The 15,940-nt window shown below is 61.6% G+C and carries 15 protein-coding genes; 3 read left to right on the top strand and 12 right to left on the bottom strand.

What is annotated here, in order from left to right; all coding sequences use genetic code 11:
• Window positions 1–112: 112 nt before the first annotated feature.
• The 5 genes from IZV00_RS13865 to IZV00_RS13885 all read right to left on the bottom strand — a co-directional run bounded on the left by IZV00_RS13865 (window position 113) and on the right by IZV00_RS13885 (window position 3,901).
• Window positions 113–1,150: an ATP-dependent DNA ligase gene (locus IZV00_RS13865; protein ID WP_196225158.1), complete on the bottom strand. Its 1,038-nt coding sequence runs from the start codon at window positions 1,148–1,150 to the stop codon at window positions 113–115.
• Window positions 1,147–1,935 (bottom strand): exodeoxyribonuclease III, encoded by a 789-nt coding sequence (xth, locus tag IZV00_RS13870; protein WP_196225159.1) that lies wholly within the window; start codon window positions 1,933–1,935, stop codon window positions 1,147–1,149. Before xth ends, IZV00_RS13865 begins: the two co-directional genes overlap by 4 nt.
• Before the next feature lie 260 nt (window positions 1,936–2,195).
• The gene (locus IZV00_RS13875; RefSeq protein WP_196225160.1) at window positions 2,196–2,780 is read right to left on the bottom strand and encodes an alpha-ketoglutarate-dependent dioxygenase AlkB; all 585 of its coding nucleotides are present in this window, start codon (window positions 2,778–2,780) and stop codon (window positions 2,196–2,198) included.
• Window positions 2,777–3,067 (bottom strand): hypothetical protein, encoded by a 291-nt coding sequence (locus tag IZV00_RS13880; protein ID WP_196225161.1) that lies wholly within the window; start codon window positions 3,065–3,067, stop codon window positions 2,777–2,779. Before IZV00_RS13880 ends, IZV00_RS13875 begins: the two co-directional genes overlap by 4 nt.
• Window positions 3,068–3,082: 15 nt before the next feature.
• The gene (locus tag IZV00_RS13885; protein WP_196225162.1) at window positions 3,083–3,901 is read right to left on the bottom strand and encodes an alpha/beta fold hydrolase; all 819 of its coding nucleotides are present in this window, start codon (window positions 3,899–3,901) and stop codon (window positions 3,083–3,085) included.
• Window positions 3,902–4,070: 169 nt separating this feature from the next.
• Here IZV00_RS13885 and IZV00_RS13890 point away from each other — a divergent pair, with 169 nt between their 5' ends.
• Entirely contained in the window at window positions 4,071–4,688 is a 618-nt protein-coding gene (locus IZV00_RS13890) for a hypothetical protein (RefSeq protein WP_196225163.1), read from the top strand.
• 57 nt (window positions 4,689–4,745) lie between these two features.
• Here IZV00_RS13890 and katG read toward each other — a convergent pair whose 3' ends face one another.
• Window positions 4,746–6,995, bottom strand: coding sequence for a catalase/peroxidase HPI (katG, locus tag IZV00_RS13895; protein ID WP_196225164.1), 2,250 nt, complete (start codon window positions 6,993–6,995; stop codon window positions 4,746–4,748).
• A gap of 313 nt (window positions 6,996–7,308) precedes the next feature.
• Here katG and IZV00_RS13900 point away from each other — a divergent pair, with 313 nt between their 5' ends.
• Window positions 7,309–8,109: a DUF2189 domain-containing protein gene (locus tag IZV00_RS13900; RefSeq protein ID WP_196225165.1), complete on the top strand. Its 801-nt coding sequence runs from the start codon at window positions 7,309–7,311 to the stop codon at window positions 8,107–8,109.
• Window positions 8,110–8,160: 51 nt separating this feature from the next.
• On the opposite strand, the gene IZV00_RS13905 is transcribed toward IZV00_RS13900, so the two are convergent.
• The 6 genes from IZV00_RS13905 to IZV00_RS13930 are packed head-to-tail and all read right to left on the bottom strand — an operon-like array spanning window position 8,161 to window position 13,089.
• Complete coding sequence (locus IZV00_RS13905; RefSeq protein ID WP_196225166.1) at window positions 8,161–8,835, bottom strand: c-type cytochrome; 675 nt, start codon at window positions 8,833–8,835, stop codon at window positions 8,161–8,163.
• 4 nt (window positions 8,836–8,839) lie between these two features.
• Window positions 8,840–9,193 carry a cytochrome C oxidase subunit IV family protein gene (locus IZV00_RS13910; protein WP_196225167.1) on the bottom strand — a complete coding sequence of 118 codons (354 nt, stop codon included), beginning with the start codon at window positions 9,191–9,193 and terminating at the stop codon, window positions 8,840–8,842.
• 5 nt (window positions 9,194–9,198) lie between these two features.
• Window positions 9,199–9,894: a heme-copper oxidase subunit III family protein gene (locus IZV00_RS13915; protein WP_196225168.1), complete on the bottom strand. Its 696-nt coding sequence runs from the start codon at window positions 9,892–9,894 to the stop codon at window positions 9,199–9,201.
• An 11-nt stretch (window positions 9,895–9,905) separates the two neighbouring features.
• Window positions 9,906–10,505, bottom strand: a complete 600-nt coding sequence (locus IZV00_RS13920; protein ID WP_196225169.1) for a cytochrome c oxidase subunit 3 — start codon at window positions 10,503–10,505, stop codon at window positions 9,906–9,908.
• Window positions 10,502–12,220 (bottom strand): cytochrome c oxidase subunit I, encoded by a 1,719-nt coding sequence (locus IZV00_RS13925; protein WP_196225170.1) that lies wholly within the window; start codon window positions 12,218–12,220, stop codon window positions 10,502–10,504. Before IZV00_RS13925 ends, IZV00_RS13920 begins: the two co-directional genes overlap by 4 nt.
• Complete coding sequence (locus IZV00_RS13930) at window positions 12,220–13,089, bottom strand: cytochrome c oxidase subunit II (protein ID WP_196225171.1); 870 nt, start codon at window positions 13,087–13,089, stop codon at window positions 12,220–12,222. The genes IZV00_RS13925 and IZV00_RS13930 overlap by 1 nt, the downstream gene beginning before the upstream one ends.
• Window positions 13,090–13,412: 323 nt before the next feature.
• Here IZV00_RS13930 and IZV00_RS13935 point away from each other — a divergent pair, with 323 nt between their 5' ends.
• The gene (locus IZV00_RS13935) at window positions 13,413–15,713 is read left to right on the top strand and encodes a GumC family protein (RefSeq protein ID WP_196225172.1); all 2,301 of its coding nucleotides are present in this window, start codon (window positions 13,413–13,415) and stop codon (window positions 15,711–15,713) included.
• Window positions 15,714–15,940 lie beyond the last annotated feature (227 nt).

The following is a 15,940-nucleotide window of genomic DNA, read 5'->3' on the forward strand; positions in this document are numbered from 1 at the left end:
CCCTGTTCAATTCGGGGGAGAGCGTGGCGTTCCCTTCAAAATGCCTAACAGGGATCAGTATGAGGGTGTTTACGTCGATAAATGCGGGTCGACCGGGATTTTGGCAGTTCCCTCAACCGCCAAGCAATTGATCGATCTCGGCCGGGCGCAGTTCCATCTGCAACTGATCACATGTGCATTGGCGCGGCGCCTTGTCCGGCCGCCAGCGCAGAAACCTTGTGCCATGGCGAAAGCGCCCGCCGGTCACCTGATCGTAGATCACTTCCACAACCAGTTCCGGAGCTAGAGGCTCCCAGACGCTTTCCTCGCCCTTGTTCCAGCGGCTTGGCCCACCCGGTGCCTTGCCGGTGAAGCCCGAGCCTCCCGCTATCGGCTCAAGGCGTTGTAGCAGGAGGGGACGCTCATCCGCTTTAAACCCGGAGGTGAAGCCCACATGGTTTAGCTTGCCCCCCTCATCATAGAGGCCCAGCAGCAAGGATGCGGCGCCGCGCCCATCAGCCGTGCGGCGGAAACCACCAACCACACAGTCCGCGCTGCGATAATTTTTCATCTTCATCATCGCGCGTTCGCCGGATCGATAGGGAAGGTCCAGTTGCTTGGCGATGATCCCGTCGAGCGCGCCGCCGCTGCCTTCCAGCCAGCCGTCGGCATCCTCGATCCGCTCACTGGCAGGGGACAGAAGCAGCATCTCGGTCCCATTCTTCGCGTGAAAGCGCTTCAGCGCCTTTCGCCGTTCCCGCAACGGCGCGTCCATGAGGTCGCTCTTGCCCAGGGCGAGACAGTCGAACAGCATAAGCTGCGCCGGGGTTTCGCGGGACAGGCGCGCTATCCTGCTCTCCGCCGGGTGCAGCCGCTGCTGCAACGCATCGAAGGACGGCACGCCGTTCAGCGGCAGGATCAACTCGCCGTCCAGCACATAGCGGCGCTCGGTCGTCGCGAGCAGTGCATCGATGATCTCCGGAAAGAAACGCGCCAATGACTTGCCGGATTTGGATCGGATGTCGGCTCGCGCTCCATCGCGGCCCACGACCGCACGAAAGCCATCCCATTTGGGCTCATATAGCCATCCCGGCGGGGTGGGCAGTTCGGACACGAGCCGCGCCTCCATCGGCAGCGGCAAGGCCAATCCCTTGGGGTCGGCCTGCGTCATGGCTCGGCTCCACCCAAGTCGAGCGTGATGACGACCGGCGCATGATCGCTGGTCTTTTCCCAGGCGCGAGGCCGGGTATCGACCTCCGCGCTGACCAGCCTTGCGGCGGCAACCGGGTTCAGCAGCGCATGATCGATCCGCAGACCGGCATTGCGCTCAAAGGCGCCACGCCAATATTTCCAGAAGCTATAGATCACCTCATCGGGGTGTAGCTGCCGTATTGCGTCTCTCCATCCCTGATCGAGGAGGCGCTGGTAGGCGGCGCGAACCTCCGGCGCGAACAGGGCATCGTCGCGCCACCGGTCGGGCGCATACACGTCAAGGTCGGTCGGCATCACATTATAGTCGCCCGCGACGATCACCGGCGCGTCCACGTCGATGAGCGAGGCCATATGCGCGTGCAGCCGTTCGAACCAGCGGAGCTTGAAGTCGAACTTGGGGCCGGGACGGGGGTTGCCATTGGGAAGGTACAGGCAGGCTATGAGGACCCCGTTCACCGCCGCTTCGATATAGCGGCTCTGCACATCATTAGGATCGCCGGGCAATCCGCGCCGGGTTTCATGGATGGCGCCAACCCGGCTCAGGATCGCGACGCCATTCCACCGGCTCTGCCCGTGCCAGACTGCATCATATCCCGCGTCCCGGATGGCGTGCTCAGGAAAATTCTCCTGCGGTGCTTTCAACTCCTGCAAGCATATAATGTCGGGCTCAGCTTGCTCCAGCCACCGCAGCAGCACCGGGAGGCGCCCGTTCACGCCATTCACATTATAGGTCGCGATCCTCATGTCTTTCACAAGACGTTTCGCGTCCCGATTGGTTCGAGGGATTGCAGAAGCCCGCACAAATCAAAAGGCCGCCCGGCTGGTTCCGGACGGCCTTTCCATTGTCAGCCGATTGGACGCGCTCAGAAGAGGCGGACCCCCGCGGCGGAGGTCAGGCTCTTCGTATTTGCCGTGATCGGCATATGACAATGAGACATCAGACCACCTCCTTTCCGTTGTTGACGATGATCGGGATATGGGTGTGTGTTTGGGGAGAACAAGGGTTAGGCGCGTGCCATTTCAGCGCCCTTGGCGGTCAGCGAGCGAAAGGTGATCGACCAGCGGGGTACGTCCATGCCCGCGATGCTATGCTCCCATTCATGCCGTGCTTCGCCGGACAGATGATAGATGGATCGAGCGGTAACAGGAACGGACAGGCGGTCGAATCCCTTCGCCGTGCGTCTGCGAAAGCGCAATGTCGTGGGACTGCCCAATGAAATCCCGATAACATGTTCGAAGACCGGCCGGTCCCTGTGCCAGCCTATGCCAGCGCCGGGATCGTATCGGATCAACAATGCCTGCACCAGGTCGGCATCTGCCACGTCGGCAAACCCGGCGGCGCGCGCCTTGATTGGTTGAAGCCATGACGGAATAGGGTCGCTTGGGCCAAAGCGGCCATTGTCAAAATCATAAGTCCACCCGAGCGATAGTGTCAGCCGCTTTCCGATCCATCCTTGAAAACGAAATGGCGACAGGGGCAGCGCGTCCATCTTCATGATGAGCATCGCTTCCTCATCGCGGGTCAGCATATCCTCGCGATAATCCAGTCCGGGGATCAGCGGCGCGTCGAACAGGCCCGGCTGCGTCATTTTCTCTGCCGTGCGAGACGTCGCCGATTGCGGCCAACGGCTTTGCGATAATGGGCGACCGAACCGCGCATCGCGGCATCGGGGCTGGTGCCCAGATCGCCGGTCATCGCCCTCCATTGCAGCACGCCTATCGCTTCGATCTTTTCCGCGATCATGAGATGCGCTTCCCGCGCTGCGGCCGGGCTGCCTGCCAGCAGCCTGGGTATCCGGAGGCCGATCACCGTCCAGGCTTCCAGCCCCAATCGCCAGCTGTCCATGAAAAGGCTGAACGGATTCGTTTTCTGCATGACGGGACGCTGTAGTTATTGCGCGAGGAAGCTCAGCAGATCGGCGTTCAACCGATCCGGCGCGGTAGCGAACAGGCCATGCGGTTCGCCATCATATTCGATTAGCTGCGCCCCCGGGATCGCGGCGGCCGCTGCTCGCCCGGTCGGATCGATCGGCACCGTCTTGTCGCTCGTCCCATGGATGATGAGCGTCGGGACGGTGAACGCGCCCAGGTCGGGCCGGAAATCGGTTCGGCCAAAGGCGTGGATGCAATCGATCGTAGCCTTGGGGCTGGCCATGATTGCCAGCATGAACGTCCAGTCGAGCAAGGCGCTGCTGACAGGTTTGGAAACAAGGCCGATGCCGTAGAAGGTTTTGGCGAAGGTTTGCAGGAAAGCGAAACGGTCTTCGCGCACCTGCGCCTGCATCTGGTCCAGTGCCGATTCATCGACACCGTCGGGATTACTATCATCCTTCAGAAGATACGGCACGACAGAGCTGATAAGCGTTACCCTGTCCACCTTTGCCGAACCATGGCGCGACAGGTATCGCGCGATTTCGCCGCCTCCCATGGAAAATCCGACGAGGGAGACTTTGGGCGCGCCCACCCTATCAATGACGGCGGCGAGATCGTCCGCGAAAACGTCATAATTATAGCCATCGGCGGGATGACCCGATTGCCCGAAACCGCGACGATCATAGGTGATTACGCGATAGCCCGACTCCAGCAGTGCAAGCGTCTGATATTCCCACATGTCGCCGGTCAGGGGCCAGCCGTGGATCAGGATTACCGGGTGGCCCGACCCCATGTCCTTCACATGGATGACATGACCTTCGCGGGTTTCGATATGCATGGGAGCCACTCCTGATAGGGGAGTGAGGGCAACCGGTGGCGCGGCGCATCGTTCCCTTCCCTTCCATTTCCTCGTCTTCGTCTTGCGGGAACAAAGCCCATTCACTCCGGTTAACAACATCTGGCGGCGGGCGTCATAAGCGGCCTTAAAAACAGGCCAAGGAGATGTCATGGTGACGCTCACTCCGCTGGAAATCGGCCTTGGGCTGGTGGTCCTTGTTCTGCTGGCCGGGTTAGCCGTGCTGATCATGCGCAACCGGCAGCATGCCAATCTGCGATCGAAATTCGGGTCTGAATATGACCGCACTGTCGAGGAGGCGGGCAGCTCCCGTAAGGCGGAAGCAGAATTGCAGGAACGGGAAAAGCGCGTGGCCAGCTTTTCGCTGCGCCGCCTTTCCCCGCAGCAAACCGACATGTTCACCGATGGCTGGATGAAGGTCCAGAACCAGTTCGTTGATGATCCTCAAGGTGCGGTGTCACGCGCTGACGTGCTGCTTACCGAGGTGATGGAGGCGCGCGGCTATCCCATCGTCGATTTCGACAGGCGTTCAGCCGACTTGTCCGTTTATCACCCGGAAGTCGTGCAGAATTATCGCTCGGCCCATGACATCGCCATACGTCACGCACGCGGAGAGGCCGATACCGAGGATCTGCGTCAGGCGATGATCCATTATCGCGCGCTTTTTGAAGAACTGGTGCACGAACCTGGCGAACCTGACGGCATGTCCCACATGACGCGGCCCAGCCGCTTTGGCGACACGGATTATGGCCGCCGGGACCTTCATTGAGGTTAGACGAAATTGGCCGCCGCAGCTTCCTCATGAAAGCTGCGGCGGCCTTTGTGTTCAGGCGGTGGCGGTCAGTGCCGATCGTTGAAGGTCGAACCTGTCAGCGTCCATCACCTTGACCCATGCGGCGATGAAGTCATCGACGAACTTGCGCCCTGCATCGGCCGACGCATAGACTTCCGACAAAGCGCGAAGCTGCGAGTTCGATCCAAAGATCAGATCGACGCGCGTGCCCGTCCACTTCTGCTCGCCGGAATCGCGGCAGCTGCCGACGAACACATCGCCCTTATCGCTTTCCGCCTTCCACGCCGTACCCATGTCGAGCAGGTTAACGAAGAAGTCGTTGGTCAGCTGGCCCGGTCGATCAGTGAATACGCCATGCTTCGATCCGCCATGATTGACGCCCAGCACCCGCAGGCCGCCCACCAGCACCGTCATCTGAGGCGCGCTGAGCCGCAGCAGGTTGGCGCGGTCGATCAGTAGTTCCTCCACGGGTACGCGATAGCTGACCGGCAGATAATTGCGGAACCCGTCCACCTTCGGCTCCAGCACGGCAAAGCCTTCGACATCGGTCTGCTCCTGCGACGCGTCGGTGCGGCCCGGCGTGAAGGGCACGGTCACATCATACCCCGCATCCTTCGCCGCCTTTTCGATGCCGACAGAGCCGCCCAGAATGATGAGGTCGGCGATGCTGACCTTCTTGCCGCCGGAAGCTGCGCCCTCGAACTTGGCCTTGACACCCTCCATCACACCCAGCACGCGGGCCAGCTGATCAGGCTGGTTGACCTCCCAATCCTTTTGCGGGGCAAGGCGGATGCGTCCGCCATTGGCGCCGCCACGCTTGTCCGATCCCCGGAAAGTGGATGCCGAAGCCCATGCGGTCTGCACCAGTTCCGATACGGTCAGCCCGGACGACGCGATCTCCTGCTTGAGCGCGGCCACGTCTGCCTGCTCGATCAGGGCATAGTCCGCCGCTGGGATCGGGTCCTGCCAGATCAAATCCTCCGCAGGAACATCGCTCCCGAGGTAGCGGCTCTTGGGTCCCATATCGCGATGGCACAGCTTGAACCAGGCGCGTGCGAAGGCGTCGGCGAACGCGTCCGGGTCATTGCGGAAGCGATCGGCGATCTTGCGATATTCGGGGTCCATCTTGAACGCCATGTCCGCCGTGGTCATCATCGTCGGCAGCCGCCTGTCGGGGCTATGCGCGCCCGGCGCCATGTCCTCCGGCTTCTGGTTGATGGGCTGCCACTGATGCGCGCCCGCCGGACTCTTCACCAGCTCATAGTCATAATCGAGCAGCATGTGGAAGAAGCTCATGTCCCACTGGATCGGGGTTGGCGTCCACGCCCCCTCGATGCCGCTGGTGATCGTGTGATCGCCGACGCCGCTTTCATGACCGCTCTGCCAGCCAAGGCCCTGCTGCGCGATGTCCGCGCCTTCGGGCTCCGCGCCGATCTTCGAAGCATCGCCTGCGCCATGCGCCTTGCCGAAGGTGTGGCCGCCAGCGGTCAGCGCCAGCGTCTCTTCGTCATTCATGCCCATGCGCGCAAAGGTTTCGCGAATGTCCCGCGCGGACAGCAACGGATCGGGATTGCCGCCCGGTCCTTCCGGATTAACGTAGATCAGGCCCATCTGGATCGCCGCGAGAGGGTTTTCCAGCGCCATTTCCTTGTCGGGCTGGATGCGGGTCTGGTTGTCGGGATGACCGACCCACTGTTCTTCCGTGCCCCAGTAGATATCCTTCTCCGGTTCCCACACATCTTCACGTCCGCCGCCGAAGCCGAAGACGGGACCGCCCATCGATTCAATGGCGACGTTGCCGGTCAGGATCATCAGGTCGGCCCAAGACAGCTTGCGGCCATATTTCTGCTTGATCGGCCACAGCAGGCGGCGCGCCTTGTCGAGATTGGCATTGTCCGGCCAGCTGTTGAGCGGCGCGAAACGCTGTCCGCCCGACGAAGCACCGCCGCGTCCGTCGCCGGTGCGATAGGTGCCAGCGCTATGCCAGGCCATGCGGATGAAGAAGGGGCCGTAATGCCCATAATCAGCGGGCCACCATGGCTGGCTGTCGGTCATCAGCGCGTGGAGGTCCTTCTTGACCGCTTCCAGGTCGAGCGACGCGAACTCCTTCGCATAGTCGAAGGACTCACCCATCGGATTGGCGTGCGCGCCATCTTGATGAAGGATTTCGAGGGATAATTGATTCGGCCACCAGTCGCGGTTGGTGCGCCCCAGCAGTGACCGCAGCGCAGCTGGTTCCTTCATTGGGCAGCCCAGCGGGCTTTCACCAGTTTTCGCGTCCATGATTTTGGCTCCTTTTGAATTCAGAGGGGCAGGCTAAACTTGGCCTGCCAGCTAAGGAAGCGATTAAGATCGGTCATGATGATCGATAAAAGCGATTATTGAAGGGTCGTCAGCACGGCTCCCACGGCAAGGATAAGCTGCTTTTTGGTTCCGCTCCATTACGCTTTGGTGTAATCTGCCGCTGTTGGCCATGAGGCGTCCCTCATGCCGAGACGATGCGCTGCGCAGGCTAACAAGCCGCCCCCGTCACCTGTCCCGACTGAGGATGAAGGTTGAGCGTCCGTCATGGTGACTTCGTGAAGGGAGAGCGACCATGGCGATTACGCATCCAGCTGATCTGGCTTCCAATCGGGACGATTATGAAATCCGCAAGATCGGCTTTGATGATCTGCGTATCTCGTTGCGGCAGGGCTGGGAAGATTTTCAGGCCAAGCGCGGCGATCTGGTGTTCATTGGGCTGATCTATCCTGTGGTCGTGCTGTTCGCCATTTTGGTCGCCAGCCGCGTGTCGATCCTGCCGCTGCTGTTTCCGCTGCTCGCGGGTTCCGTCCTGTTCAGTCCTGCCTTGGCCAGCGGCTTTTATGAACTCGCACGGCGCCGGGAACATGGACTGGATTCCCGCTGGCGCCATTTCCTGGACGTGGTCCGGGGGCCGTCGGCGCCGTCGCTGTTCGATCTGACCAGCATTACGGCCTTGCTGTTCCTAGGATGGCTGGCCGCCGCCTGGTTTATCTATAATGCGACCGTGGGCCGGTTTGGACCTGAAGTCGTTTCATCCTTTGGGGCCTTTGTGAACGCGGTGTTCGGAACCGCCGAAGGTTGGCAGATGATCATCGTCGGCAATCTTGTCGGCCTGTGTTTCGCCATCATCACGCTGGCGGTCAGCGTGGTGTCCTTCCCGATGATCATCGATAAAAAGGTCAGTTGGGGCAACGCGCTGCGGACATCGGTTCGGGTGGCCCGCACCAGTCCCGTGACCGTAGCGGCCTGGGGGCTGATCGTGGTCGGGCTGTTGATCCTTGGCGCGTTGCCGGGGCTCGTCGGGCTTGCCGTCGTGCTGCCGCTGCTGGGATATTCGACCTGGCATCTTTACACGCGCGCGGTCGTGCGCTGAGGTTGCGCTGACGACACCTGCTCCATTTTTCGGGAGCGGGTGTCGGGCAGGTCATTGACCGGCTTGCGCGGCCGGTTTCGGCAGGGGTGGCGCTCCGCCTCCCAACGTCGCCAGATATTTGATGACAGCCGCCCGATCTTCCGGACGGCGAAGCCCTGCAAAGCTCATCTTCGTTCCCGGCACATTCCGCATCGGCGAGGCGAGGAACGCGAATAGCTGGTCGTAGGTCCAACTGCCCCCATGCGCTTTCATCGCAGGGGAATAGGCAAAACCTGCATGGCTACCGACCGGTCGCCCTACCACGCCCCACAGATTAGGCCCGATGCGGTTCGGTCCTCCCTGGCCAAAGTCGTGGCAACTGGCGCAGAGCTGCGTCTTCGCCTTGCCAGCATTCGCGTCCGCGCTGGCGAGCAATGTGCCAAGATCGACTGGCGCCGCCGCAGGAGCCGCGCCAGCGCCGGACGATGGCGCAGGTGCTTTGCCCCGCATATCCCGATGATAGGCGATCAGCCGGTTGCCTTCGCCTGGGTCGCCAAGGCTGGACGGCCAGTCCCGCTGCACCGACGCCATGTCCACGCGCGGCGGCATGTCGTCGGCGGGCTTGTAGGCAAGCGAGCCTGCATCGGCATCTGGATAAAGCCGCCCGGCAAACCAGTTGAAGCTCCACAGCGCGCCCGTGGCCCCCACGACGCACAGCCCCGTCACCAGCCAGCGCATCCGGTTCATGGCTTCATCCTCCCCCACCCATGAAGATCGCGCGCGTCCAGTACGCATAATCCGCCTCGATCGTCATGATCCGTACCAGCACCAGCAGCAGCAGCGGCGGCACGAGGATCGCGTAGATCAGCGACAGCCTTTCCCAGGCGAGATGCATGAAGATGGACAGGATCAGCCCGGCCTTGAGCAGCATGAACAGAATGATGAGCATCCAGCGCACGATCCCCTGCACATGCATATAATCGACCATGTAGGACATGGCGCTTAGCACGAAGAGATAGCCCCAGACCTTCAGGTAGAGGCTGATCGGATGATGCTGCCCGTCATGGACGATGGAGCTGTCGCTGCTGGCTATCTCATGCTTCATGGACATCACCACAGGTAGAAGAAGGCGAAGATAAAGACCCAGACGAGGTCGACGAAATGCCAATAAAGTCCGGCGATCTCCACCGGGCTATAGTCGCCCGTTCTGTCATAATGCCCGCGCGCCACCTTGGAGGCGATGATCAGCAGCAGGATGACGCCGCAGGTCACATGCAGACCGTGAAAGCCGGTGATCATGAAGAAGCTTGCGCCAAATTGCGGTGCGCCCATCGGATTGCTCCAGGGGCGCACGCCTTCCTCGAAGATCAGCTTGCTCCATTCGAACGCCTGCATGGACAGGAAAGTCAGGCCGAACAGCGCCGTCACCAGCATAAGGATAGCTGTCTTTCGCCGGTCGCGCCGGTAGCCGAAATTGACCGCCATCGCCATGGTGCCGCTGGAACTGATAAGCGCAAAGGTCATGATCGCGATCAGGACCAGCGGAATGTCTTGCCCGCCTATATTGAGCGCGAAGACTTCCGCTGTATTGGGCCATGGCTCCACGGCCGAGGCCCGCATCGTCATGTAACCTGTCAGGAAACAGGAAAATATGAATGTGTCCGACAGCAGGAAAATCCACATCATCGCCTTGCCCCAATGGGTGTGGCGAAAGACTTCCTGATCGCCCGACCAGTCGGCGACAATCTCCCGCAGGGCGGGAGTGATAATCTCCTTGTCTCTTCCGTCGGGCACCGTGTGAGCCATGGTGATGGACCTCATGTCGATACGAGCAGGGCGGCAATCAAAATCCAGATGAAGAGCAGGAAATGCCAGTAGACTGCGCAAAGGCGGATATGGCCGGGGTTTCGCTCCGCCAGCACCCAGGCGGCGGCTACCAGGCCTCCGACGATGTGAAGACCGTGAAGCGCCGTCAGCAGATAGAAGAAGGCGTTGGCCGGATTGGATGACAGATAATAGCCTTGCGCAAGATAGTGCCGCCACAGCAGCCATTGACCGAAGAGGAATGCCAGGCCGAGCGCAGCACCCACGAGGGAAGCGCTTGCCGCCCGTCCAGCCGCGTCGGATCGGCGCGCCAACTCCCACGCGATACTGCTTGCCACCAATATCCCGCTGTTGATCCAGAGCAGCGGCGGATCGGGCATGGCGACCCAGTCGTCCGCATGCCCCATGGCGGCGTGCAGCCCCATACGCATGAAATAGGCCGCGCCGAGCAGTGAGAACATGACCATTGCGACGGCGAAATAGACGCGGAGCCCCACGCTCCCGGCGGACGGGCGGCTCCCGGATGGAGACGCCGGGTCACGATCGCTCGCCGGTTCCCAGCTTCTTTCCGCAAGGCGCGAAAGGATCGTCATGAGCGCGGTTCCGTCTGGGGAATGAAGTCGCGCGGTGCGCCGGGCACACTATAGTCATAGGGCCAGCGATACACGGTGGGCAGCGTCGGTCCCCAATTGCCATGCGCTGGCGGCGTCTGCGGCGTCTGCCATTCCAGGCTCGCCGCGCCCCACGGGTTCGGGTCCGCGCGCGGTCCCCAAAACCGGCTCCAGATCATGTTGAAGAAGAACAGTCCCTGCGCCGCAAAGACGATCAGCGCCGCAATGCTGATCCATTCATTGGCTAGGTGCACCGACGGCGGGATGAACCCGGTTTCGCCCAGAGCATAATAACGACGCGGCACGCCCAATATGCCCAGATAATGCATCGGCAGGAAAATCGCGTAGACACCCAGGAAAGTGATCCAGAAGTGGAGCTTGCCCAAGGTCTCGTTCCACATTCGCCCAAAGATCTTGGGATACCAGTGATAGATCGCGCCGAAGATCACCAGTACCGGCGACACGCCCATGACCATGTGGAAGTGCGCGACGACGAAGAAGGTATCGGACAACGGCACGTCGACGCTGACATTGCCCAGGAACAGTCCCGACAATCCGCCATGAATGAAGGTGAAGATGAAGGCGATGGCGAACAGCATCGGCACCCGCAGATGAATGTCGCCGCGCCACAGGGTCAGCAGCCAGTTATAGACTTTGATCGCGGTAGGGATCGCGATGATCAGCGTCGATGTTGCAAAGAAGAACCCGAAATACGGGTTCATCCCGCTTACATACATATGGTGCGCCCAAACGAGAAAGCTCAAGGCGCCGATGATGACGATCGCCCACACCATCATGCGATAGCCGAAGATGTTGCGCCGGGCGTGGACGCTGATCAGGTCCGATACGATGCCAAAGGCGGGCAGGGCGACGATATAGACTTCGGGATGGCCGAAGAACCAGAAGAGATGCTGGAAGAGGAGGGGGCTTCCTCCCTCGGTCGGGGTGATCGCTCCCATCGACTGCATGGTCGGCATGAAGAAGCTGGTGCCCGCGAAATGATCGAACAACATCATGATCGCCGCGACGAACAGCGCTGGGAAAGCGAGCAGACCCATGATCGACGCGGTGAAGATGCCCCAGACCGATAGCGGCATCCGCATCAACGTCATGCCCTTCGTGCGCGCTTGCAGCACTGTCGTCACATAGTTGAGCCCGCCCATGGTGAAAGCGGCGACGAAGATGGCGAGGCTCACCAGCATGGTGGCGATGCCCCATTGGTGCCCGGGTGTTCCCGCGCTGATCGCCTGCGGGGGATAGAGCGTCCATCCCGCGCCCGTGGGGCCGCCCGGAACGAAAAAGCCCGCAACCAACACGATGACCGACAGCAGGTAGAGCCAGTAGCTCAGCATATTGACGAACGGGAACACCATGTCCCGCGCGCCGATCATCAGCGGGATGAGATAATTGCCAAAGCCCCCCAGCAGAAGCGCCGTCAGCAGATAGACAACCATTATCATGCCGTGCATCGACACGAACTGGAGGTAATTGTCCGGCTGGATCGCGGGGAAGGCGCCGGGAAAGCCGAGTTGCAGCCGCATGAGCGCGGACAGCACCAGCGCAACCAGTCCGATCGAGATGGCGGTCAGGCTATATTGGATGGCAATGACCTTGTGATCCTGGCTCCAGACATATCTGGTGACCCAACTGTGGGGATGATGCAGCGGCCGCAGGTCGTCAGCCAGGGTGGTAGCCATCAACTCTTGCTCCAGGACGCGGGGACGCTGCAGGCATTCGCCTTGATCAGCAGGATGGACATGGCGGCGGGCGGCGTTTCGGCCAGGATTTGCCCAAAGCTCGTCTGCTGCGCTTGCCAGGCGGTGAACGCCTTGGGCGACTCCACCACGACGCGCCCGCGCATCTCATGATGGCCCGTGCCGCACAGTTCGGCACAGAGGATGTCGAACGTGCCGACCTTGGTCGGGGTCATCCAGAAATAGGTGACGATGCCGGGCACCAGATCCATCTTTGCCCGGAACTCCGGCACATAAAAGTCGTGCAGCACATCCTTGGAACGCAGCACCATCTTGACCGGCTTGCCCAAAGGCAGATGCAGGTCGCCCGCCTCGACCAACAGATCGTCGCGTCCGAACGGGTCCAGCGGATCGAGGCCGAGCGCGTTGTCAGGCGTCACATATTTGACTGCTGCGGCACCCAGCACCCCATCGGGGCCGGGATAGCGGAAGGACCATTGCCACTGCTGCCCCACCGCCTCGATGACCGTGGCGTCCTGCGGCACGGAAACATAGCGGCCCCATGCGGCCAGACCCGGAGCCAGCATCCCGGCGATGCCGATCGCCGTCCAGAGCGTCAGCCCTTTCTCCAATGAGGCGTTTTCCGGTTCATAATGCGCCTTGTGCCCGGTGCGGTGCCGGTAGCGGACCAGCACCCAGGCCAGGAACAGATTGAGGATGATGAAGGCGGCCGCGCAAATCCAGAGCGTTACGTCCAGCGCGGAATCGATGGAGCCCCAATTTGAAGCGATCGGCGTTCGCCACCATGGGCTGAACAGGTGAAATGCGACCGAACCAAACACCAGCATGGCGATGGCGATCGCAATCGGCACAGGCTCTCTCCCATCAATGCAGGCGCGCCTCACAGCCATTGACCCGGCTTTTATCGAGTCGCCCCGGAAATAACCGTATTGGTAATCTATAGAAAAATCGCACCGGGTGAAAGTGGTTAGCCGTGATGCCGCTTTTCCGGACTGAAGACTGCCGCGCGCGGTGCGCGGAAGGGGGCAGGGCTGCGCCTCTTGCGTCACGCGATGCCCGAAGGGGTTAATCATTATTCCTGCGCTCTGCGACCGAAGATTGTTTGATCGGACCTGGCAAAAGCGGGAGGGTCGGCGGCCAATGAGGTCAGAATGCCGCTGTGGAGGATCTATTCATGCTATCGCAATCGGGAACGCTGAACGCGCCCCTGCTCGAGGCAATGTCTGACCGGCCGATGGATGGGGGCTCCCGGCCCTCCAGCCTGTCGGCCCGCCAGGTCATCAAGATCATCCGGCGGCACGAACTGTTGCTCGGCGCGATCGTGTTCTTCGCGGTCCTTATCGTGCTGGTGGTTCAGTTGACCTCGACGCCCATCTATCAGGCGACGGCGACGGTGCAGGTCGAACTGAATGACGACAGCGGATCGCCCGACATGGCCGCGCGTAACCAGCAGCGCGTCGCCAACGAAGCGGGCATCTACCGGTCCCGTTCCCTTGCCGAACGCGTGGTGCAGGATTTGAAGCTCGCGTCCGATCCGCGCTTCGTCGAAACGCCGCTTCCCGCCAACGCCGTCGTCGATAACGGCCGCCTGTCCCGCCTTGCTAGCAGGCTGATATCCAGCACATCGATTTCAAGCTCCAAGGATTCCGACTTCATCGACATCACCGTGCGATCCGAGTCGGCTGACCTGGCGTCGGAAATCGCCAATCAATATCCCGCCAGCCTTGCCGCCTACCGATCCGTCATGTGGGACGACCGGCAGAGCAAAATCGTCAGCCAGCTGGACGACGAGCGGACGCGGCTTGCGACCGAGGCGCATCAGGCGGAACAGGCGGTCGCCGATTTTCGCCGCCAGCATCAGATGCTTACCGGCGCTGGCGGGTCGGAGGATTATCAACAGATCAACCGGATCGCTACCGAAGCCGCCTCCGCCGCCGCCATGCGCGCCGCGCAAAGCGCGCGAGCAGCTGGCATCGCGAGCGCGGTGAGCAACATCACGACGGCTGGCGCGACGTCCCCTCTGCTTGACCAGCAAAGGCGGCAACTGGACGACCTGAACCGCACGCGCAGCGAACTGGCCATGATGTATGGGCCCGAACATCCCAAGATGCGCGGAGTAGAAGCGCAGATCGCGGAAACCACCGGCAACATGCAGCAGGAACAGGCCAGGGTCATCGCCGCAGCAACCACGCAGGCGCAGAACTCCGCCGCCCGTGAAGCAGGCATCGCGAGGAGCGAGGCGGCCTCTGCCGCATCGCGCGCAGGCCAGCTGGAAGGAACGCTCCGTTCGATCACTGGCAAGGCATTCGCGAACACCGCCGCGACGGTCGAGCTGAACTCGCTCGAACGCAATGCGGAAGCCGCGCGCAGTGCTTTCACCGCCATGAGCACGCGTGCGCAGCAGGTGAAGGCCAGCCTCGCGGCATCCGGCATCCATTCGCGCCTGATGTCGCCCGCCGCCGTCCCGCAGGACCCGATTTCGCCCCGGCCCAAGTCCGCAACCTTCGCCGCGTTCGTCGGATCGCTGATCCTGGGACTGCTGGTGGTGTTCGGCATCGAGCTGACGGACAATCGCCTCTGGAATGCCGAGCAGATATATCATCAATTCGGCCTGCGCACCTTTGCCCTGCTGCCTGAACTGGATGGCGACGCCCTGAAGTCGGCAAAGGCGAATCCGGTGCTTCAGGACCCGCAGTCGCTCTTTGCCGAGGTGGCGCGTGGGCTGGGAAGCGAGGTCGCCGAACTGGCCCAGCCGGGAAGGGCGCAGACTCTTCTGATCACCTCACCCATCACCGGAGACGGCAAATCGACCGTCACCCTTACCCTGTTGGCTGCAGCCGTCGCCATGGGCCGCCGTGCGATCGTGATCGACCTCGATCTGCGTCGTCCCAGTGACGTGCTGCGTCCTTCCGATGATGCGGGGGGGAAGCCGGACCTCATTGATTATCTCAGCGGAGCGGTCGATGCGCGACATATGCTTCCAACGCTCGCCCTGACGCAAAGGCCAGGCGCGGAGCAGCCGTCCGGAATCACCACCTATGAACCCGTTGTCCTCAGCGCGCGTGAACCCGCGCGCAATCCGGCCGCGATCATGCGGCTGGGGAAGGTCAACGACCTGCTGGACCATCTGCGGGAGCATTATGATCTGCTGATCATCAATGCGCCTCCAACGCTCGCCACGCGGGATTCGCGCATGCTGATGGACGCGGCCGATCATACGCTGCTGGTCGTGCGCTGGGGCCGCACCACGATCGAACAGGTGCGCGCGGCGTTGCAGGTGCTCCAAAAGCCGGTGGACGGGGTGGTCATCAATCGAGTGGATTATGCGGAACACGCTCGTCGCGGTTATGGCGATCCGGTCCAGTTCTACATGAATTCAGCGGAATATTTCAGTGGCGAGATGCCGACCCGCCGCCGCTGGTATGAACGGATGGCCCCGTCGCGCTGGCGCGATCGCGCGGACCATATGGCTTGACGGCCTGACGGCTGCGTGATCCCTTCGTGCAGCCTTTCGCGGATTGGCTTGGCGGCCTGCGGTGCGGTAGACAAGGCAGGACTAGTGTTCATCCAAGCAGAATACATTACCTCCCCAGTGTCTCTGTCGCGGCATCCACGATTGGCCGGATGCGGCTCTCTACGTGAACCTCGCGCGTGCGGGATGAAGGTCCGAGAGCGACCGCGAGCAAGGGACGGAAAAGGCAT

Origin of the sequence: Sphingobium sp. Cam5-1 (assembly GCF_015693305.1) — a bacterium.
Taxonomy (GTDB): domain Bacteria; phylum Pseudomonadota; class Alphaproteobacteria; order Sphingomonadales; family Sphingomonadaceae; genus Sphingobium.

What these genes read in the sequence shown, in the direction of transcription:
- IZV00_RS13910 (WP_196225167.1), bottom strand. Translation starts at nt 9,193, where the DNA reads ATGAAGCATGAGATAGCCAGCAGCGACAGCTCCATCGTCCATGACGGG.
- IZV00_RS13905 (WP_196225166.1), bottom strand. Translation starts at nt 8,835, where the DNA reads ATGAACCGGATGCGCTGGCTGGTGACGGGGCTGTGCGTCGTGGGGGCC.
- IZV00_RS13925 (WP_196225170.1), bottom strand. Translation starts at nt 12,220, where the DNA reads ATGGCTACCACCCTGGCTGACGACCTGCGGCCGCTGCATCATCCCCAC.
- IZV00_RS13880 (WP_196225161.1), bottom strand. Translation starts at nt 3,067, where the DNA reads ATGCAGAAAACGAATCCGTTCAGCCTTTTCATGGACAGCTGGCGATTG.
- IZV00_RS13900 (WP_196225165.1), top strand. Translation starts at nt 7,309, where the DNA reads ATGGCGATTACGCATCCAGCTGATCTGGCTTCCAATCGGGACGATTAT.
- IZV00_RS13915 (WP_196225168.1), bottom strand. Translation starts at nt 9,894, where the DNA reads ATGGCTCACACGGTGCCCGACGGAAGAGACAAGGAGATTATCACTCCC.
- IZV00_RS13935 (WP_196225172.1), top strand. Translation starts at nt 13,413, where the DNA reads ATGCTATCGCAATCGGGAACGCTGAACGCGCCCCTGCTCGAGGCAATG.
- xth (WP_196225159.1), bottom strand. Translation starts at nt 1,935, where the DNA reads ATGAGGATCGCGACCTATAATGTGAATGGCGTGAACGGGCGCCTCCCG.
- IZV00_RS13920 (WP_196225169.1), bottom strand. Translation starts at nt 10,505, where the DNA reads ATGACGATCCTTTCGCGCCTTGCGGAAAGAAGCTGGGAACCGGCGAGC.
- IZV00_RS13865 (WP_196225158.1), bottom strand. Translation starts at nt 1,150, where the DNA reads ATGACGCAGGCCGACCCCAAGGGATTGGCCTTGCCGCTGCCGATGGAG.
- IZV00_RS13885 (WP_196225162.1), bottom strand. Translation starts at nt 3,901, where the DNA reads ATGCATATCGAAACCCGCGAAGGTCATGTCATCCATGTGAAGGACATG.
- IZV00_RS13890 (WP_196225163.1), top strand. Translation starts at nt 4,071, where the DNA reads ATGGTGACGCTCACTCCGCTGGAAATCGGCCTTGGGCTGGTGGTCCTT.
- IZV00_RS13875 (WP_196225160.1), bottom strand. Translation starts at nt 2,780, where the DNA reads ATGACGCAGCCGGGCCTGTTCGACGCGCCGCTGATCCCCGGACTGGAT.
- katG (WP_196225164.1), bottom strand. Translation starts at nt 6,995, where the DNA reads ATGGACGCGAAAACTGGTGAAAGCCCGCTGGGCTGCCCAATGAAGGAA.